19 protein-coding genes, 1 tRNA gene and 1 other RNA gene are annotated in these 20,703 nt (G+C 32.4%); 8 read left to right on the top strand and 13 right to left on the bottom strand.

The window, feature by feature from the left end:
* Positions 1-57 precede the first annotated feature (57 nt).
* Positions 58-486 carry a helix-turn-helix domain-containing protein gene (locus tag BLV84_RS09755; protein WP_093244487.1) on the bottom strand — a complete coding sequence of 143 codons (429 nt, stop codon included), beginning with the start codon at positions 484-486 and terminating at the stop codon, positions 58-60.
* 336 nt (positions 487-822) lie between these two features.
* On the opposite strand from BLV84_RS09755, the gene BLV84_RS09750 reads away from it, so the two are divergent.
* On the top strand, positions 823-2,103 hold the full coding sequence (locus BLV84_RS09750) for a TlpA family protein disulfide reductase (RefSeq protein ID WP_234953129.1): 1,281 nt from the start codon (positions 823-825) through the stop codon (positions 2,101-2,103).
* 63 nt (positions 2,104-2,166) lie between these two features.
* On the opposite strand, the gene BLV84_RS09745 is transcribed toward BLV84_RS09750, so the two are convergent.
* The 5 genes from BLV84_RS09745 to BLV84_RS09725 form a co-directional block, all read right to left on the bottom strand.
* Positions 2,167-2,496 carry a hypothetical protein gene (locus BLV84_RS09745; protein ID WP_093244485.1) on the bottom strand — a complete coding sequence of 110 codons (330 nt, stop codon included), beginning with the start codon at positions 2,494-2,496 and terminating at the stop codon, positions 2,167-2,169.
* Positions 2,497-2,560: 64 nt separating this feature from the next.
* The gene (locus BLV84_RS09740; protein WP_200796272.1) at positions 2,561-3,247 is read right to left on the bottom strand and encodes an ankyrin repeat domain-containing protein; all 687 of its coding nucleotides are present in this window, start codon (positions 3,245-3,247) and stop codon (positions 2,561-2,563) included.
* A 53-nt stretch (positions 3,248-3,300) separates the two neighbouring features.
* Entirely contained in the window at positions 3,301-3,774 is a 474-nt protein-coding gene (locus BLV84_RS09735) for a GNAT family N-acetyltransferase (RefSeq protein ID WP_093244483.1), read from the bottom strand.
* Positions 3,775-3,838: 64 nt separating this feature from the next.
* Positions 3,839-4,966 (bottom strand): mechanosensitive ion channel family protein, encoded by a 1,128-nt coding sequence (locus BLV84_RS09730; RefSeq protein WP_093244482.1) that lies wholly within the window; start codon positions 4,964-4,966, stop codon positions 3,839-3,841.
* A 70-nt stretch (positions 4,967-5,036) separates the two neighbouring features.
* On the bottom strand, positions 5,037-5,273 hold the full coding sequence (locus BLV84_RS09725) for a hypothetical protein (RefSeq protein WP_093244481.1): 237 nt from the start codon (positions 5,271-5,273) through the stop codon (positions 5,037-5,039).
* Between the two features lie 200 nt (positions 5,274-5,473).
* Here BLV84_RS09725 and rnpB point away from each other — a divergent pair.
* Positions 5,474-5,787, top strand: an RNA gene (gene rnpB, locus BLV84_RS09720) — RNase P RNA component class A.
* Positions 5,788-5,797: 10 nt separating this feature from the next.
* Here rnpB and miaE read toward each other — a convergent pair.
* The 5 genes from miaE to BLV84_RS09695 all read right to left on the bottom strand — a co-directional run bounded on the left by miaE (position 5,798) and on the right by BLV84_RS09695 (position 10,203).
* A complete protein-coding gene (gene miaE / locus BLV84_RS09715) occupies positions 5,798-6,379 on the bottom strand; it encodes a MiaE family protein (protein ID WP_093244480.1) in 582 nt (193 codons plus the stop codon).
* A gap of 2 nt (positions 6,380-6,381) precedes the next feature.
* Positions 6,382-8,229, bottom strand: a complete 1,848-nt coding sequence (locus BLV84_RS09710; protein WP_093244479.1) for a DNA polymerase III subunit gamma/tau — start codon at positions 8,227-8,229, stop codon at positions 6,382-6,384.
* Between the two features lie 71 nt (positions 8,230-8,300).
* On the bottom strand, positions 8,301-9,350 hold the full coding sequence (locus tag BLV84_RS09705; RefSeq protein ID WP_093244478.1) for an endonuclease/exonuclease/phosphatase family protein: 1,050 nt from the start codon (positions 9,348-9,350) through the stop codon (positions 8,301-8,303).
* Entirely contained in the window at positions 9,350-9,514 is a 165-nt protein-coding gene (locus BLV84_RS09700) for a YqaE/Pmp3 family membrane protein (protein ID WP_093244477.1), read from the bottom strand. Before BLV84_RS09700 ends, BLV84_RS09705 begins: the two co-directional genes overlap by 1 nt.
* Positions 9,511-10,203 carry a hypothetical protein gene (locus tag BLV84_RS09695; protein ID WP_093244476.1) on the bottom strand — a complete coding sequence of 231 codons (693 nt, stop codon included), beginning with the start codon at positions 10,201-10,203 and terminating at the stop codon, positions 9,511-9,513. The genes BLV84_RS09700 and BLV84_RS09695 overlap by 4 nt, the downstream gene beginning before the upstream one ends.
* Positions 10,204-10,308: 105 nt before the next feature.
* Between BLV84_RS09695 and BLV84_RS09690 the strand changes: the two genes are divergently transcribed.
* From BLV84_RS09690 to BLV84_RS09670, 5 genes are all read left to right on the top strand, one after another.
* On the top strand, positions 10,309-10,527 hold the full coding sequence (locus BLV84_RS09690; protein WP_093244475.1) for a hypothetical protein: 219 nt from the start codon (positions 10,309-10,311) through the stop codon (positions 10,525-10,527).
* 184 nt (positions 10,528-10,711) lie between these two features.
* The gene (locus BLV84_RS09685) at positions 10,712-13,414 is read left to right on the top strand and encodes a zinc-dependent metalloprotease (protein ID WP_093244474.1); all 2,703 of its coding nucleotides are present in this window, start codon (positions 10,712-10,714) and stop codon (positions 13,412-13,414) included.
* Between the two features lie 107 nt (positions 13,415-13,521).
* On the top strand, positions 13,522-13,992 hold the full coding sequence (locus BLV84_RS09680) for a GNAT family N-acetyltransferase (RefSeq protein WP_093244473.1): 471 nt from the start codon (positions 13,522-13,524) through the stop codon (positions 13,990-13,992).
* 29 nt (positions 13,993-14,021) lie between these two features.
* Positions 14,022-14,531, top strand: coding sequence for a GreA/GreB family elongation factor (locus BLV84_RS09675; protein ID WP_093244472.1), 510 nt, complete (start codon positions 14,022-14,024; stop codon positions 14,529-14,531).
* Positions 14,531-15,331 carry a GNAT family N-acetyltransferase gene (locus BLV84_RS09670; protein WP_093244471.1) on the top strand — a complete coding sequence of 267 codons (801 nt, stop codon included), beginning with the start codon at positions 14,531-14,533 and terminating at the stop codon, positions 15,329-15,331. Before BLV84_RS09675 ends, BLV84_RS09670 begins: the two co-directional genes overlap by 1 nt.
* Positions 15,332-15,396: 65 nt before the next feature.
* Here the strand turns inward: BLV84_RS09670 and BLV84_RS09665 are convergent.
* Positions 15,397-15,470: transfer RNA gene (locus tag BLV84_RS09665), tRNA-Arg, on the bottom strand.
* Between the two features lie 79 nt (positions 15,471-15,549).
* Here BLV84_RS09665 and apt point away from each other — a divergent pair.
* Complete coding sequence (gene apt / locus BLV84_RS09660; protein WP_093244470.1) at positions 15,550-16,062, top strand: adenine phosphoribosyltransferase; 513 nt, start codon at positions 15,550-15,552, stop codon at positions 16,060-16,062.
* A gap of 54 nt (positions 16,063-16,116) precedes the next feature.
* Here apt and BLV84_RS09655 read toward each other — a convergent pair whose 3' ends face one another.
* Positions 16,117-20,643, bottom strand: coding sequence for a T9SS type B sorting domain-containing protein (locus BLV84_RS09655; RefSeq protein WP_093244469.1), 4,527 nt, complete (start codon positions 20,641-20,643; stop codon positions 16,117-16,119).
* Positions 20,644-20,703: the final 60 nt, after the last annotated feature.

Below are 20,703 nucleotides of genomic sequence, written 5' to 3'. Positions count from 1 at the left end.
CATGCAAGATTAATATAACAATTCGTCCTAAAACTCTTGGGGCTAGCCCCAAGAGTTTTAAATATTAATTTTGCACTTATTACTTGAACTTAGAATACATAAAGATGTTATAATCGCCCATAAGATTTGATAATTCAAAAGATTTGCTCCAATTTCTTTTAGTCCTACAATTTTATCTTTCTTATTCATCCATAAAATCAGAGGAACAATTATATTTCCAACAGGAATAGCTAAAAAAACTATTACAGAAAGATGAAAAATTGTTAGATAGCTTTTATCAGGCTGTTTTCCATAATCTAAAATATCTTCTGCATTAATATCAAGAACCTCACAAATTAAATTTAAGGTTTTTCCACGAGGTTCACTTTCATTGTTTTCAATACGTTGAATTGTTCTTAAATTCACTTTTGCAGATTCAGCCAACTCCTCTTGAGAAAGTCCTTTTTTCTTTCTAATTTCTTTAATTTTTCTTCCAATTTCGTTCATAATTAATTTTGGTTTATTGTTCCTACAAAACTACTTATGAATCTATCAATTTGATAACGGTTTATTTGCGACATTTTTACGACATTCTTGTCAATATGTTGATTTCGTTGAGTTTTCGAGAACTAAATTAGCAAAAAGAAACGAACCAGATTGAAATCCTTAGGATTTTCCGAGTAGGCAAGAACTAACCAATGAATTATGCACATTGATAGGCACAGTTTAAATTATGAAAATATGTATCTTTATTTTTTTTAAATCTTTTATATGAATAAGTTTATCTGCACATTTATTACTTTTTTTACAAGTATAATTTTATTTGCTAATTCTGGAAAAATAATGGTCTCTGGGCAAGTCAAGAATCATTCGGCCACTACTATTTCGATTTCTCATCTTAATAATCAAGAATTAATATCTGCTAAATTAGAAGCTGATGGTAAATTCAACATGTCAGTTAAGACAGAGGCTGGTTATTACTTTCTCAAATATGGACGTAACACTGCTTACATCTACCTCTACCCGAAAGACGAGCTTAGTATTGTTTTTGATGCAAAGCATTTTCAAAGCACACTTGTTTTTGAAGGCCATGGTTCAATTCGGAATAATTATCTAGCTAAGAAATCAGAAATGGATTCTGAACTTACAAAAGATTTAGAAGCTTTTTATAAGGTGGATGAAGGTACTTACCTTAGAAACATTGAGAAAGTTAAAAGCACTCATTTATCAGAATTATCAAAGCATGATATTGAAAAATTCTTTGTAAATGAAGAGAAAAAGTCATTGGAATACGAGCGACTATTAAGTATTCAAAATTATGAGTCTAATTACAAATTCTACTTAGGAGAAGAAGTTTCACCAAGTGAGGAGTTTTATAAACCAATAGAGAACTTAAAATTGGATAATAATGAGGATTACAAGAAACAGCCATATTTTCGCTATTTAGTTAACTCTGTTTGGAGCAAGCGTATTGAGGCTGCAAATGATGTAGATGGTATGTTAAAAGTTTTACGAAAAGTATCTTCACAAGATTTAGCTATAAGTCTAGTAAATGGGTTTTATTCTAAAATTTCATCAAATAATGAACGATCAAAAGATTACCTTGACTTAATTAAAAGAGTAACAAAACATAAACCTTTTATAGATGCAGCTGAAAAAAGATATCAAGAAGTAATGTCATCAAAAAGTCTAAAAGAAGGAGATTTTTCACCAGAATTTAGTTATGAAGCAGTTGATGGTAGTATAGTTAACTTAAGTGAGTTTAAAGGAAAATATGTTTATATTGATGTATGGGCTACTTGGTGTGCACCATGCATTAAACAGTCTCCATATCTAAAGGAATTAGAAGAGCGTTATCATAGTAAGAATATTGTTTTCGTGAGCATCTCAGTTGATAAAGAAAAGTTTAAGGACACATGGAAGCAAATGATAGTTGATAAAGAACTTGGAGGAATCCAACTCTTTTCAGACAAGTCCTTTGATAGTGAATTTATGAATGCCTATGCAGTAAATTCTATTCCTCGTTTTATTTTGATTGATCCTGAAGGTAAAATTGTAAAAACCGAAGCACCACGACCATCTTTTGATAAAACCAGGAAATTGTTGGATGAGTTATTGAATTAACTAATGAATTACTAAGTGTACCTAACGGTTTAATATATATATATGATTTCGTTGCTTGCGTGTTTAAGCAACTAATTTAGCAAATAAATCACAGATAGAAAATCCGCGAGGATTTTCGTAAGTAGGCGAGAACCAGCCATTAATTATACACGGCTTAACTACGTTTTCAAGATTATCCACTACCAATTTGAATTCAATTTTGTTATTTGGGAAGTAATTATCCATATCTGTTCTTAAATCCACAAATGGTTGAAGTGCTTCAGTATCGTTTTCCAATCCTTGGATTACAGATATAGATATTTCATATTTATCCCCATTTTTCACAACATATACATATTTGGCAACTGATAAATTAAAAAAGCTTGTCTCTCCTGTTCTGACTACTATCTTCAAAGTCAATTTTTTAATAAAATGGCATTTCAGAATTGTTGAACACTATGAGTTTATTGTTATTTGATTAATAAGCTCCGGCTTTTTCTAAAATAGTTACAATACTTTTATAATCACTTTTTTTTGCATGTTGAAGCGGAGTAATTCCGTTTTTGTCAGGGATGTTAACATCGCAATCTGCTTCTACCAACAATTGAACTATATGCGTATGAATCTCACCTCCATCGCCTAGAACAATAGCTTCCATTAAAGCAGTCCAAGTCAAATTATTAATATGATCAATAGGATAATCTTCAATTTTCAACAACTCTTTTACAACTTCTGTGTGACCTCTCTCACATGCAGGAATAAGTGCAGTACCTCCATATCGGTTTAAAACCATGTGATCAGCTCTGCCTGTTTTAAGAATAGCCTTAAGTATTTTAATATAACCTAATGCTCCAGCATGTAAAAGCGGAGTTTCAAGTCTATCGTCTTGTGCGTTTACACTTGCACCAAATTTTATAAGTAATTTGGATGCTTCTAGGTTATTTTCATAAGTAGCTACCATTAAAGCTGTTCTTTTATTAGTATCAGTGGCTTCAAGATCAACTCCCTTTTTTAATAGATTTTGTAATTTTTCAATTTCATTATTTTTGGCGGCCTTTATCAACTCCATTTCCATTTTATTATTAGTGTTAATAGATTTTTGTCCACAAACATTAAGAGTACTGAATATCGTGAAACAAAAAATCATTGCTATGTCCTTCATCATCTAAAATTATTTTTTTATTTAAATATAAAATCAAAATTCGTCACAATTATATTTTATTGCTCTGTATTTAATCTCATTTTTAATAAATCCTCTGTAAAACCCTTTTTCTTGTAAGCTTTTAAAGCACTTTGATTCTCGGCATAAACATCTAATTGTACTTCAGTAATGCCATTTGCTTTGTTGATATCAATTAATGCATCAATGATTTTTCCATTAACTCCTTTTCCTCGATGTTGTGGTTTTACAAACATAAAACCTAAGTAGGCATATTTACCTGGCTTTTTAAAAGGCTCTGATGTTTCAATAACAGAATATCCTGTACCGATTATATCATCGTTTAGTGTTGCAACTAATAAGTATGAATCCTTATCATGAATAAGTTTTTCTAAATCGTAGTATTGGATTGGATCATTTTTAAGATTTGGCGCAAATGGTCGTTCGTACATAATAACCTCTTGTTCAAATTTTCTAAGCAAATCGAGATCAGACAACTTGGCTTCACGTATATTAATATCAGTTTTGAACATTATTAAATTTAAAGTTGATATTTGATTTATTGAACTAAATTAATCATCAGTGTGATTAATATTTTTATTCATCTTCAGAAGAATCATTTTCATCAGATGTTTTTAAATTTTGATTTAAATTAATGGACGCATCTTTTGTCGATAAAAGAGTTCGGTATGGAATGGCCATTTCAATTCCTGCTTTATCAAAATCTTTTTTAATTTGTTCGTTAAGCCCACAACCTAGATCGTACACATCATCAAAATTTTTAGCCCAAGCCCAAACTCGAATTGTAATTGCATTTTTATCTAAACTAACGACAGCCGTTTTAGCGCGCGGCACATCTCTATCAATTTCAAATTGAGAACGAATGTCAATCGATAAAGGATGATTTTCGCAGGCTTCTCTCATAATTTTTCTAGCCAAATCAATATCACTATCATATGCTATAGAAATTTCAAGTCGCTTACAGGCTTTTTTATCATTAAGATTATAATTAATCAACCTTTCTTTATTAATCACAGAGTTAGGGATAACAATCATTTGATTATCAAAATTGCGAATCACTGTGTGTCTTAGGGTGATATCTGAGACTGTTCCCATATTGGTATCTGACAACTCTATAATATCTCCAATTTTGAATGGTTTGAAAGCAATGATAAACAAACCTCCTACAACATTAGATAAAGCCTCTTGTGATGCAAAACCTACAATGATGGTTAAAACTCCTGCTCCACCCAAAGCTGTTTTTGCGACAACTCTTAATGATGGGAAGGCATATAAAACTGAAATCGCTCCTAAAAAATAAATGAAAACAGTAACAAAATACCTAATGAATTTAAGATTGGTTGTATCTCTATTTTGAGATAATCTTTTACTGATATTATACTTTACAATAAAATCTGCAAAAAGAGCAACTAGAATTGTAAAAACAATCACCAAGCCTATATAAGTTGCAAATTTGAATTTCTCAACTAACATAGTGTAGTTCTCTTTGCTTAAAAAAATTGTACTGATTGCAAGAAGCGCTACAGCAATGATGATTACTGAATTAATCCTTCTGACTAAAAGTAAGGCTTTTTCATCATCAGGAGCATAGCGTTCAACAAGCCATTTAAGGGTTTTTTTGTTTAAAGCCAATAAAATTATAGCCACGATTAAAACCACGGCTATAAAAATAATTTTGTCTAAATACTCAATCAGTAAATCCATTCATAGAAGTTTTCACAAAGATAACTGACTTAGGTAACCTAAAAAATAAATAGTTAAAATGAAGAATAATTTAGGCAGCTGAAACTAATTCACCAAGTGCTTGATGAAGTTCATCAATGGTGTTGTAGGTATTAATTTCGGAGATGTCTTTATCAGGATTTCGTCTTAATTCTAAATAATAAGATGACATTAAAAACAAGCTATACCTGATGTTGTTTTCAGAAAAATCTCCAATAAAACGGCCAAAATCGTGTATGGCTTCTATCTTTTGCTCTGTTGACAATTTGTCAAAAATTCTTTTTTTCATAATCATAATTGGTTTGCTTCAAATATAAGACTTAAAAGCCTATCAATCAAGCTAAAGAATGAAGAAGTATTCACTTAAATGATAAATTTTAGTTAAGAATTTAAAGAGATATTAAATGCTGTTAAATTTACTAAATCAACTTATATTTTTTAAATAATTTAAACTAAACAGTTCAAATTGAAGAATCGAATTATCTTTGCAACGCAGGTCGCCTTATCGCACTTTTACAGTGAGGAAAGTCCGGACACCAAAGCACAGCTTAGCGGGTAATTCCCGTCAATTTATAAGCGATTATAAATCGGACAAGTGCAACAGAAAGCAAGTACAGTTCGGCTGTAGTGAAACCAGGTAAACTCTAGGCGGTGAAATACCAAGTAAACCAAGGCTTGAGGCTTGTGCGGTCGATCTTGGAGGGTTGGTAGCTTGAGTTTGGCAGTAATGTCAAATCTAGATAAATGATAAGGCATTAAGTTTAACTTAATGACAGAATCCGGCTTATAGACCTGCATTTTTTAGTGTTTTAATTAGCCATGAACACTTTTACCTTCTTCAAAATTCTTGACAATTTCGGCTTCAAAATCTAGCAACTCATTCCATTTACGATTAACAGTTTCTAATTCGCCATACTGACGAGCAAAATTTAGAAACATTGTGTAGTGGTTAGCTTCACTGATCATCAAAGCGCGATAGAATTTACGCAATTTAGGATCTTCTAATTCTTCAGACAATAACCTAAAACGCTCACAACTTCTCGCTTCAATTAAACCTGCATAAAGTAATCTATGCACTAATTGATCTGTTCGGCTTCCTCCTTTTGGAAAAAACTTAAGCAACTGATTGACATATTCATCTTTTCGATCACGTCCTAACTGAATATTGCGCTCTTTTAAAAGATTATGAACCATTTTAAAATGACTCATTTCTTCCTCTACAAGTTCTGTCATTGAAGTGACTAACTCCTCATATTCAGGAAAACTAACAATGAGGGAAATTGCTGTAGATGCTGCTTTTTGTTCACAATAAGCATGATCAATTAATATTTCAGAAATATTCTTTTCGGCAATATTCGCCCATCTTGGATCGGTTGGTAATTTAAGTCCTAGCATAATTATGAAAAATCTAAATCTAATTTTTGACGTAAGTTATCAATCGCTGGATTGATTTCCTTGAGTTTGTTGTACTTTTCTTTATCCGTGTAAACGTACTTTGTTTTTTCAACTTCAGTATGATTGATATCAATATGAAGCTCGATATAGGTGTTTTGAAGTTTCTCTTTCAAGAAGGTCATTAACTCACCTTGAGATTGCATAATCTCAACACGCATTGTGTCGTTAGCGACTTCAATTTTTATTTGTTGACCATCAATTTTAGGAGAACACATACCAATTGTTGAAGCTAAAATTTTTAAACCATTTGCTTCCAATTGATCTCTGTAAGCCGTCCAAGCGTTTTCAAGTTCCTCTTGACTGAAGTCATTATCCTTATGTTCTACTTCACTTTTTAATCTTTCCTGCTCTGCTTTTAGTTCTTTTTTGTGACGCAAACCTTTGAGCGATAAGCCTGAAGGCTTAGCCGGTTTTCGAGCTGGAGGATTGGGTTTAGTTTGCTCTTTATTTTCTGGTTGTTTGATTTCACTATCAGTTAAAACCTCATCTTTAACTTGACTCTTCTGTTCTTTTTCAACCTCTGTTTTTTCTGATGTTTTATTTTCAGATTTATGCTGAATGGCTTCTGGTTTATTTTCGGAAACTAATGTTGACGATTTTAAATCAGGTTTTTGCTCTTCTTTGGTTTTGGGATAATCCTTAGGTTCTTCTTTTGTATTATTTCTCTCAGCTTCTTGAGGCGTTATGATTTTGGTATCAGGCTTTTTTTTTTGAAGATTCTCTCCGTTCTGAGCTGTAATTGAAGCCAATTGCATTAAACAGATTTCAACATGCAAACGTTGATTTCGGCTTAATTTATAATCAAAATCACAATTATTTGCGAGCTCTAAAGCTTCTAACAAAAAACTATGAGAGACTTTTTCTGATTGTTCAAAATATTTTGATTTAATCAACTCTCCTACTTCCAAAAGTTTGATTGTATTTTGATTTTGACAAACCATCAAATCTCTAAAATGAGAAGCTAATCCTGATATAAAATGCTGACCATCAAATCCTTTAGAAAGCACATGATTAAAAGTCATGAGAAGATCTGCTATTCGGTTTTCCAGAATTAAATCTGTGACTTTAAAGAAAGTTTCATAATCAAGCACATTTAAGTTTTCAGCAACAGCTTGTCTTGTCAATTCTGTGCCGCAATAACTAACAACTCTATCATAAGTAGAAAGTGCATCTCGCATCGCTCCATCAGCTTTTTGAGCTATGATATGAAGCGCATCATCCTCAGCATTGACACCTTCTTTTATTGCGATTTCTTTAAGGTGTTCTTTAATGTCAGTAACAGTGATTCTTTTAAAATCAAAAATTTGACATCTTGATAATATTGTTGGAATTATTTTATGCTTCTCAGTTGTCGCTAAAATAAAAATAGCATGCTTTGGTGGTTCTTCTAAGGTTTTCAAAAAAGCATTAAAAGCTGATTGAGATAACATGTGAACCTCATCAATGATATAAACTTTATACTTTCCTGTTTGTGGAGGAATCCTGACTTGATCTGTTAAATTTCGAATATCTTCAACAGAGTTGTTTGAAGCGGCATCAAGTTCAAAAATGTTAAAACTATAATCTTTATCTTCAGAAGGAGAGTCGTCTTCTCTTTCGTTAATCGTTTTCGCTAAAATTCTGGCACATGATGTTTTCCCAACACCGCGAGGCCCTGTAAAAAGAAGCGCTTGTGCTAAATGATTATTTTTTATTGCACTTAATAAAGTGTTGCTAATCGCTTTCTGACCAACGACATCTTCAAAATTTTGAGGCCTATATTTTCGTGCTGATACTACAAAATGTTCCATAGCACAAATATAAGTTTATCTCTAAAATTTGTCACTTAAAGCTGATTTATTTTAAGTCTAAAAACATTTGATTATTCTTCAAAAGCTTCTTCTATTTTTTCGTCGGCTTCCTTTTCATCTTCTTGATTAGCCTGAGGTTCTTTTTGAACATTTTTAGCTTGAGATGAAAAATAAAGTTGTGTAACAATTGGAAAATGATCAGAATCAATACTAGACAAAACCTTCATGTCTTTCAGCATAAAGTGTGATGAGTGAAAAAAGTGATCAAGAGGCCAACGCAAAAAAGGATATTGCGCATGAAAAGTGCTGAAACGCCCTCGACCAATTCTGGAATCCAGAAGTTCACTAATTTTCTTAAAAAGTTCAGTTGATTTTGACCACGCGACATCATTCAAATCTCCACAAACAATGACAGGTTCATCAACTTGGCTAATTTCTTTAGCAACGACTAACAATTCTGCATCACGATTGGTTGATGTATCATTCTCAGTTGGGCTTGGTGGTTTCGGGTGTAAAGCATAAAACAAAACCTCATTATCATCTTCTAAAACAATTTTAGTTCTGATTGATGGAATGTTTTCTTCAACTAAAAATCTTATTTCTGTAGATTTAAGTTCCAATTTTGAATACAAATGCATTCCGTATAAATTGTCTTGAGGAATCTTAATTTGAATTGGATAATCTTCTTCTAGAACACGCAATTGATCTTCCCACCATTGGTCAGTTTCCACACAAAGCAATACATCTGGTTTTTCTGAATTAACGTGATTTAATAATTTTTTAAAAGAACGATTTGGGGTTAAGACATTACTGACCATAATTTTGATAGTCGGTAAATCTGTTTCTCCTTTCAGCTTTTTCACTTCAACTTTTCTTAACCGCGTGTAGCGCATCACTTTTTTCAATTGATATGATGTCGCCAAAATCATTGTGATAAAGCTGATGATGTAAACTAAAGAATCATCAAACAAAAATATGTTGATAATGATTAAACTAAAGCCTAGTACTAAAAATTGAACTCTAGGAAAATCAAAGAAACGCACTGTCCAATGCGAAATTTTCACAAAAGGCATGATTGCAGCTAATGTGATAAAAAAATTAAGACCAATAAGCCACAGCATTATTTATCGTTTTTTGCAATCACCCAGATAGCATGAACGATGCCAGGCACAAAACCTAAAAGTGTAAGCAAAATATTGATCCAGAAAGATTTACCAATACCCACTGTAAAAAAAACACCTAATGGTGGTAATATAATTGCAAAAATGATTCTTAAAATACTCATTTGAATTGAAGTTTTTGTTTGGTTAATAAAGTTAAGGTTTGTTTTATTTTTTTCCTATTAATATTAAAATTGACAATATAAAGATATGAAATAAAGACTATGACAAATAAATGAATTAAAATATAACTATAAGGTTGAAATGTGGCATAGAAATGCAAATAAAACTGAGGAATAAATAGAATTGGCAACATGATCTGAAAAGTGTTTTGCAGAGCCTCTTCGATCAAACTAGCTTTTTGTGATTTCCTTTTTATTTTATTCCTCTTTTTCATAACGATCAACTGATAAATCAAGCAAGCATATAATAGAACAATTGTTGAGATTGTGAAAAAGTCTTTCAATCCAGCATAATAAAAAACAACTGCTAGTAAAATATAACTCAGGATTAAAAGAAGGTTTTTAGGATTTAAAAACTGTTTTATGTAATAACGAACAAAAAACCATGTATAAGTTTTGTGTAATCGATTGACTAATTTTTCTTCAATTTCAGAAAACCCAAAAATACCATAAGATTTAAAAGCTAAGTCTAATGCTTCATCAAAATTAAGTTCAGGTTTTTCATTTTTAATTGTGTTTATTTTTTCTGCTAACTGTTCTACAATAAAGCGTTGCACTTCAACGTGAACGACATAATGCTTTTTCGTAAACTCATACAGTTTTTTAATTTGATGATAACTGAAATTTTGCATAGTAAAAAGACGCTTGATGATCAAAAGCAAATTCTCTGACCTATTGGAATTTATTTCAATAGTAAGTCAATACATTTGCAAAGTTTTTTATTTAAATGAAATAATTTGAAAGCGAAATTTAAAGATTTTCTGAGTATTAAACCATTTGTTTTTCAAAGAATATTTCTGCTATGGGCATTATTGGGAGTAATAAGCGGCATTATAGCGGGAATATATTGGTTGGTCTTAGATTTCATTCCTATTTTATTTGCGAGTTTAACGAGTCATTTCTTTGCACCAAGAATGCCTTTTATTGGTTCTCAGCTTAAAAGAGCAGAAAATTAAATTCAATCAATATAAAAAAACATTATTCTATTTTTTAATAAAAGTATTAGACTCAACAGTCATATATTTAGCGAAAAATCAGGTAATTGATTTAAACTTTAACTTAATTAAATCAAAAATTGAATTCATTTAAACTTAAATTTCTTAAAAAACCTTTAAATTGCCCGCAAAATTTAAAAATATTATGCAATTAAAATTACCCCTTTTATTAGTAATGATTTTGATGATCAATTTCACTTCTGCACAAGAAAGTTACTGGTCACAAATTGATGAGAATAAATTAGAACAAGATGAAATTCTTGAAACTTTTTATGAGGTCAAATCTAAAAGCACTTACCACTTAAATTTCGATGTTATTAAATCAGAATTGACAAATGCTCCTTTTAGATTTGAAGCTACAGAAAGTCAAGTTCAGATCGAAATTCCTAATGAAAATGGCGATATAAATACTTACAAGATTTTCAAAGTCAGAACAATGTCAGATGAATTATCTGAAAAATTTCCTGAGATTAATTCTTATATTGGAAAAAGCCATAAAGAAAACACGCATCAACTGAGAATGACAGTAACTCCTCAAGGCTTATATGTCATGGTATTAAGACCGCATTTAGGAAATTTGATTATTAACCCTATCACTCAAGATGCGCAGTATTATTCTGCTTTTAATAAAAAGTACACGAATGAAACTGCTGCTTTTAATTATTGTGACAATACTGAAGAAGTAGATTACAATTCTAATTTAACAACTGACGACTATGAAACTCTTGATGTTGATGACTCAACTTTAAGAACCTACGATTTAGCGTTAGCTACTACTGGCGAATACTCACAATTCCAGATTAATCAAGCCGGTTTAAATAATGCACCTCAAAGTGAGAAAATTACAGCTGTTTTAGCAGCAATGACAGTCACTATTGATCGTGTTAATATGCTTTATGAAAGAGATGTTGCTGTCAATTTACAATTAATAGGTAACACAGATGACCTTATTTATTTAAATGCAAATTCAGATCCTTACACCAACAATAATGGCAGTGCATTGTTAGGTCAAAACCAACAAAATATAGATTCTACAATTGGTTCTAATAATTACCATATCGGTCATGTCTTTAGTACTGGCGGCGGCGGTATTGCATCTTTGGGTTCAGTTTGTATGACAAACTTTAAAGCAAGAGGAGTTACTGGTTCTGCTGCTCCTGTTGGCGATCCTTTTGATATTGATTATGTATCTCATGAAATCGGACACCAATTTGGTGCAAAACATACTTACAATAATTTTTGTAATGGTCAAAGATCTAATGATTCTTCTGTTGAACCTGGCAGTGGAAATACGATCATGGCATATGCAGGTATTTGCCCTCCAAATACAAAATCTAATAGTGATGATCATTTTCATCAATTGAGTATTTTTCAAATTTATAATAATATCACCAATGGATTGGGGGCTACTTGTCCAACCATAACTTCTATTCCTAATACTGCTCCGACTATTACAACCGACTTAAGTTACAGCATTCCAAACGGAACGGCTTTTTATTTAGACGCTGAAGCAACTGATGCCGAGAATGATGCTTTAACTTATAACTGGGAACAATATGACGTGGAAGTTAGTAATCAGCCACCTCTTCCAACCAGTATACAAGGCCCAAACTTCCTTTCAAATTCTTCATTGATAGAAACAAGAAGATATTTTCCTAAATATGAAGATGTCCTGAATAACAACTTAACGCCGACTTGGGAAGTTGTTCCTTCAACGCAACGAAATATGGATTTCGCTTTAACAGTGAGAGATAATAATATTAATGGTGGTCAAACAGCGAGAAAAGATGTGACTGTTAGTTTTAAAAGCGTTGGTCCTTTTAAAGTGACTTCTCAAAACCAAACTGACATCAATTGGATTCCTGGTGAAACTGAAACTATCACATGGGATGTTGCTGGTACGACAGGTAATGGCATCAATACATCTAATGTTAACATCCTTTTATCAACAGATAACGGAGAAAACTTTGATACGGTTTTAGCTTCAAATGTTGCTAACAATGGAAGTTATGATATTACTGTACCTAATGAACAAGCTGCTTTTTGTAGAATAAAAATTGAGCCAGTTGATAATATTTATTATGCATTAAACAAAGAAACATTTGCTATTGACACAAATGTTCAAACAAATTGCGAGACATATACTAACAATACAGCTGTTGATATTCCTGATGGAATAGGCTCAAACCAACAAGGCCCTACTGCTAGCAGTACTATTAATGTAACTCAAGACATGAGTGTTGATGATATTAATATTAATGTTGATGTCACTCACCCTGATGCTGGTGATCTTGTTGTACAATTGGAAGCACCAAATGGTGAAATAATCTTATTGTGGGGCAGAAACTGTGCCGATGGTTCTTTTAACATCACTTTTAACGACAATGGAAGTACTTTGCCAGGTCAGGGTTATTCTTGCAACTCTCCTGTAACTGGCACTTATACAGCTTATGATGGTTTGCTTTCGGATCTTACAACTGGAAGTGTTCAAGGAAACTGGACTCTTACAATAGGTGATTTTTATGATACTGTCACAGGAACACTAAATTCTTGGTCTATTGAAATGTGTACCACAACTTTAGGCCTTGATGATCAAAATCTTAGTGATTTTAGTATTTATCCTAATCCTACTAATGGAGAATTTAGTCTTAATTTTTCAAAGGCACTAAATAAAAATGCAACCGCAAAAATTTATTCTTTACAAGGTCAAGTGATAGAAGAAATCAATTTAAGCAGTCAATCGACTTCACATCAAATTAAATTAACAAATGCTCTTCAAAGTGGCGTTTACCTGATTGAAGTGAATGATGGTCAATCTAAAAGTGTAGAAAAGTTAATTGTTAGATAAACTTTTTAAATAAATTATTTCATAAAACGCATGGAGTTATTCTTCATGCGTTTTTGCTTTAATCAACATAACATTTATAATTTTGTTCATCAATAAATGACTGAGAAATGATAAATTCTGAAGACTTAAAGATTATTCCTTTTGAAGAAAAATATGCAGATGATTTTAAGCGCATTAATATAAACTGGTTAACCCCTCAATTTGAAGTAACTCCTTCTGATGAAAAAGCATTGAATAATCCTCTCCACGAAATTATCAACAGAAATGGTTACATATTTCTAGCCCAAAAAGACCATCAAATTATTGGTTGTATCGCTCTAGAAAAAATTGACAATAAAACTTATATGTTAAGTAGAATGGGCGTTGACTTGAAATACCAAGGCTTAAAAATTGGACAGAGGCTGATGGATGTAAGCCTAGCTAAAGCAAAAGAACTCAAAGCTAACAAGCTTTTTCTTTACACAAGTTATCAATTAGTTAAAGCAATTAATCTCTATTTTAAAAATGGATTTAAAGCTGTTCCAGTTGGTCAAGCTCCTGTTGACAGAGCAACTTTAAAACTAGAAAAAAGTCTGTAGTATTTTGTAACTTATCTGAAAAATAAATTATGAGTAGAGCATTTGTTAAAGAAGGAGATCAAGAAGAACAGCCATTCATTCCACCTCGTGCAGATCTACCTATGAATGTGCCTAACTATGTCACCCCAAACGGACTCGACGAGTTGAAAAACGAAAAACAAGAACTCATTGAATCACGTCAAGAAGTTATTGACACTCAAAAAGATGCTGAAAAAAGAAAATCTTTAGCACTGATCGAAGGTAAATTACAACTCTTACAAGAACGGTTGAATAACGCCAAACCAATAGATTTAAAGACACAACCGACTGACAAAATTAAATTTGGTGCACACATTGAACTCAAATTAAATGGTAAAAGCAAACAAAACTTTCAAATAGTAGGTGTGGATGAAGCTGATGTCATGAAAGGGAAAATCGCTTTTACTTCTCCTCTAGCCAAAAAACTCATAAATAAGGAGGAAAAAGACATTGTCGAACTTAATCTCAAAGACCGAACTCAAAGATTTGAAGTGATAAGCTTTAACTATGCTGATAAATAATGAAACAAAATAATCAAGAGCTTTTACAAAAAGCTTATAAGAATCTAAAGGATTCAATTAAGCTACAAATCATCAACTTAAAAGAGGTCAATCTTATTGAAACTCCTCACTACATGATTTACAGCATCGGTGTTGAAAGCACTGATGCTCATTTGAATGGTGCAATATGTCTCAACGATGACTTTGCCGAAAAAATGATGCATAAAGCTGACAAATTTTTTAATAAACTGAATTTAGATTTTTCAGTTTGGGTAAATAGTAAAGCTAATGCTAAGCTAGAAAAGCTATTGATAAATAAAGGATTAACTGCGAATAGATCACCAGGATCAGCAGTGATGCATATTGATAAAAAAATCAATGATCAAGATTTTAATCACTCTTTTCAAGTCAAAAAAGTTAATTGCAGAAAAGAAATCGACGACTTCGGTGAAGTTATAAAGCAAGCTTTTAGTAAAACTCAACATGTCATTGATAAAATGTTTGAAACAGATAAAACATTGCTGCATAACGATATCATCGCCCACATCATTTATAAAAACGAAAAACCTTTGTCAGCCGTGATGACTGTATTTTCTGAAGATATTGCTGGCATATATTGGGTCGGAACTTTAGAGAAAGCTAGAGGTCAAGGTTTAGGTAGTCTCGCCACAAAAGTTGCTACAAATATAGCTTTTGACAAAAACATTAATAATGTTATTCTGCAAGCTTCAGCATTAGGAGAAAAGGTTTACAAAAAATTAGGCTATAAAACGATAACGAGGTATAGAACTTATACTATTAAGAATAAGAGATTTATATAAAAAATATGTCAGTCTTTTAAAACACAAAAACCACTGACTATCAGTGGTTTAAGCAGTTTTAAAAGTGACCTCGGCAGGATTCAAACCTGCAACCTCCTGAGCCGTAATCAGGTGCGCTATTCAGTTGCGCCACGAGGCCGAAATAAACTAAGCATCTCTTAGCGGGTGCAAATATATTTCTTTTTATATTTATACCAAATTAAAAACGACATTTTATAATGAAACTTGAAAATTATATTCGTGATGTGGAAGATTTCCCTAAAAAAGGAATTCTATATAAAGATATTACGCCTCTTTTAAAATCTCATGAAGCGAGCTCAATGGCTTTAGACCTATTTATTGAGAAGTTAAAAAATCAAAAAATAGATAAGGTTGTTGGCATTGAATCACGTGGGTTTATGTTTGGTATACTTTTAGCTCAAAAATTGAATGCTGGTTTCGTACCTATCAGAAAACCTGGAAAGCTTCCAGCTGAGACACTTCAGTCAACCTACGATTTGGAATATGGCAAAGACACTATTGAAATCCATAAAGATGCGATTCAGCCAGGTGAAAAAATATTGTTACATGATGATGTCTTAGCAACTGGCGGAACTGCTGCTGCTGCCTGCAAACTTATTGAAGAATTGGATGGAGAAATTATTCAGATTAATTTTCTTCTAGAAATTGCTAGTTTAAATGGAGCTAAAAAAATTGACAAATATCCCAAGGTGAGTCTTCTTAATTATTAACAAAAAAAGCGCTTCTCATAACAGAAGCGCTTTTTTGCCTTTTACATTATTCAATTATCGTTTAAGGGTAAAGTGAGATTTAAATGTTTTAACCTGATCAGTTCTTGGCTCTTTATATTTAATAGTGAACCAATAATCGTTAGCAGGTAACAATTCTCCTTTATAAGTCCCATCCCACCCCTCATCAGTAGGCGTTGTTGTATAAATGTGTTTTCCATACCTATCGAAGATGTTGATTTCAGCATCTGCTTGATCAATACTTGTAATATTCCAAGTATCATTATAGCCGTCAGCATTTGGCGTGAAGAACTCAGGGAAATCAATTAAAGTAATTGACTTCTGCACCATGCCGCAGCCAAATTTATCTCTAACAATTACTGTGTGCTCACCTCCTATTAGATTATTAAAAATGAGTTGAGTTTGCCCTTCTTCTAAATCAAACCACTCACCATAATCAAGCTTCACCTCATAATCGCCCAAACCAATTAAGGTAAAAATAACGCCAATAGAATGTTCATTATTTTGGAAGTTATCAGTTAATACTTCAAGGTCGAAATCAATTTGACCAGTTTCAAGAATTTCAGCTGATGATGTATTATCACATGCTATGTTAGACAAACCATTAGTCACGATAACCGTATAAGTTCCTGGTTGTTCAGCTACAATACTGGCTGAAGTTTCTCCAGGAATTGTAGTTCCGTTTAGTTGCCACACAAAATCATAATCAACTTCTGACATCCCTGTTTCGATAACAGGTGGGGAATTTTCCGTAACAATAAGATTTCCGTTTTCATCTATACAAACTGTTCTTCCATCAAAATTTGATATATCAACATTAGGCAAAACATTATCGATTTCAAAACTGACCATATCGGAACGACAGTTTGAACCATTATTAACAACCGCTGCATAAATCTGAGTTTGCCCTTGAGGTAAAGCGTAAGCTGAAGGGTCTTCAATTCTATTATCATTATTAAAGGCATCAATAGAATTATAGTATACTACTTCATCTCCTCCATCAGCATTAATGGATTCATCTTGCTGTGTTAAATCAATTTCAGAATCTCCTAAATCATAATTAACACAAACTTCAAGAATTGGTGGAACTGATGCAACAGGTTGAGGTGTTATGACTAATTGTAATCGAGCTGTTTCTGAACAATTTAAATCATTTTGACTCACAACTTCAACAGTAATAATTTGTTCTGTAGAGGTTTCAAACTCTGTCGGATTTCCAATTAAATCCATATTTGCATCATAATAATTAACCTCATAATTATCAAGTGTTTGATCGTTTCCTAAAACCTCATCTTGTCTCAATGTAAGGTCGTAAATAGCAACTCCCGATACCGGATCAATACAAGCTTCTAGATCAGATGGAGCAATAGCTTCAACATCATTGATGATTAATGCAAACGAGCCTGTATTAAAACAACTATCATTAGTAAGGTCTTCAATTCTAAAGTAAATATCTTGCTCAGCATTACTTGGAGAAAAAGCCGTTTTATCTAGACCTAGGCCAGTGATTGAATCTGTCGCAGTTTCTGCTTCATTTACGGTTAAGTAATATGTAAAATTATAAGTTCCTGACTGTAAACCTATAATCTCAACTTCATTTTGAGTTAAATCAAAAGTTTGAGATAAAGTAAAGTCACCACATTGCGTTAAGTCATTTACATTTTCAATACTAGGAGTCTGGTTGACAATCTCAAAACTCTTCAAATCAGAAATACAAGAAGAATTATCATTTTTTATAGCAACGTATAGCGTTTGACTTCCATCTGCATCAGGTGTAAACTCATATTCATCAGCTGGATTAATTGGGTTATTATTATCAAAATCTTCTTCACTCAAATAATAGCTAACCGTCACCGCCATATTTGTACTATTATTATTAAAACTAGAATCATAATTCGTCAAGTTAATAATTGAACCTTCACAAGATTCAATAACAACATCGTTTGAAGTAATCGTTGGCTCTAAGCTAACATTAAAAGAAAAACTTGCGACTGCATAACAATCAGGGTAGTCGTTATTATGTACTGTAATCCAAATTGTATTTGGACCTAAATGACTATTTGTGTCAATTGTATAATTTGAAGGATCATCAATAATTGCATCAGGAAAATACAAAGGATCCTTACCATAATAAGTGACTGTATAATTTGAAGAATCTTGATCATTTAAGGCATTAGATGTATTGTTTCCTTCGCTAGTTAAATCAATAGTTTCTGTTGAACTTTCATCAATACAGATATCTTCAGCCACGTATCCAGTAGGATTAATATCAACATCATACTCATATATAACGAATGAAGCAATATTTGTGCAATCCGTATTCACTTGATTTGAAAGTTCAACAAAAATTTCATGTACATCTGCGTTTTCTAATGAGTAATCTTCAGGTTCTGTAATCTCATCACTCAAATCACCAGTTTCTGAATCATATAAACCATAATATTTTACAACAAAACCTGTTAAATTATTAAATCCTCCGATGCCTCTTAAATCATAAGTAGTTTCATTATAATTACACAATATAATATCTTCAGGATTATCAGCATCAATCTCATTTAGGTAACTTACCTCAACTGATTCTTCAAGGACACAATTCCCTCCTTCAGCGATAACAGAGTAAGTGCCAGACTCTGAAACATTTAAATATCTTGATTCCGGATTTGTTCCAGCGATCTCAACACCATCTTTAAACCATGTGTAGTAAACAGGAACACTGTTATTTTCAGTAGTAATGATTTCTAACATCAAATCTTCACCATCACAAGGATAAAAAGTATCTTCAGCGAATTCAATTTCAATGTCACTTTCATAAAGAACATCGATTCTATCTGTAATTGTTGTGACATTACTACAACCATCATCATAAGTGACTTCAGCTGTAAAATAGGTGTTTTCAGTTACTGTTGGATTATAGTTTTCAGAGTTACTCACAACATAACCATCTTCATCATACCATTTGAAGGTTGTAATACTGTTTCCTCCATCGGGCACAAAACGCCATGCTTCTTCCTGCGTACTCCATGGTGATTCAGGTCCAGCATTTCGACCTGGAGGAACAAATGCGACATCTCCTGTTTTATTTTGAATTCCTACAATTGAACTTCCATTATTAAAACTACATTCGTCTTTATTTTTGATGTAAACCTCAATCACGTTAGTTGTTTGGTATAAAATAATCTGTGAAGTTTGGTGCTGAGTATTACAACTATACTGAGAAGTATTATAAATATTGAAAACAAATCGATCACTTTTCCCATCTTCGCTTTCTATAAATCCATAGTTAATTGACTGGTCTGCAGGATTATTACCAGAATATGGATGCAAATCTTGAAGAACACCAAAAATCGAGTTGACATATGGCGCATTAATACCTCCTGCATCTGTTGGTATTCCTTCGTTGTAGCTAAAATCTGCATAACCTCCTGGCGTATAGCGACCACCTGGCACAACACCAGCAATATCAAAACTGACCGCTCCATTATCGGTAATGATTATATCATCATAGCAATTTCCAAAAAAGTTAACTTCATAAGCTAATTGAAAAGCTTGAGACCAATCATCATCACCATCCAGCTCAGTAAAAACCTCAGTATCTGAAGGATAACACGCATCAAAGATGTAAGGAGTATTAGAAGGGAATTCATCCGAAATATTAATCACCTCGTAAGAAGTTGCTTCTTTTACATCCATATAAGTGGCAGATAAATCAACCGTCATTGGTGTACCTGGCTCTTCACATAAACGTATATTATCACCAGCATCTAAATTTACAGAACCTGGGCTGTTATTTGGATTTAAAACTACTCTAACGGTAAGTGTTAAATTCTCTCTTTGTTGACAATTGTAGCCATCTTCTAAATCTAAAGTAATAACAAAATCACAGAGTTCTGAATATCTATAAGTCACCTCTGCACCTTCACCGGTTCCATTACCAAAATCCCAATTATAATGCGCATTTTCCTGAGCGTAATTATCTTGAAAATGAGAACTCGTCTCAATCGTAAAATCTTCATTAAAGTAGACCAAATAGTCAATATCATCTGGATAATTAGGATCATTTTGAACATTAACACCTCCCGTAAAACTAACTATTTCTGGAGCATCTGTAATACATTGAGGCCGCGTACCAATAATTGCCTTCCAGCCCTGAATTTCATCATTGGAAAATGGAGAATCGAACTCAAATGTTAAACATCCAGAACTGTTAGCATCTGTCCCTGAATAAACACTATTCAAATCTGGTATTAATACCTCACCCTGCTGTGTGAAATCGTATAATAAGTCAGCTAATGTATTTTCTCCATCATAAATTTTTAAATGAGTGGGACCAATGTTAAAAAAATCAATAAATTCAATTGTGGTGTATAAATCACCATCAGGACAAATGGTATAAACAAAACTACCTTCCTGAATACTTGAATCAGGTGGACCTGGATCATAAAAAAAACCAGAGTTTGTAGTTACAGTTTCTCCGTCTTCCATGTAAAAATCTTGAGCAAATGACTCAGAAAAACTGAAAATGAAAAAAAGTATAAAGATGTTAAAATATGTATTAAATTTCATTTTAAATATATTTTATGGGGTATAAATATTAACAATTATTTAAATTTTCGAGCGAAATAT

Origin of the sequence: Psychroflexus halocasei, from assembly GCF_900107595.1 — a bacterium.
Taxonomy (GTDB): Bacteria; Bacteroidota; Bacteroidia; order Flavobacteriales; family Flavobacteriaceae; genus Psychroflexus; species Psychroflexus halocasei.
The sequence above is the reverse complement of the archived record's forward strand: the minus strand, read 5'-3'. Positions and strand labels throughout refer to the sequence as shown.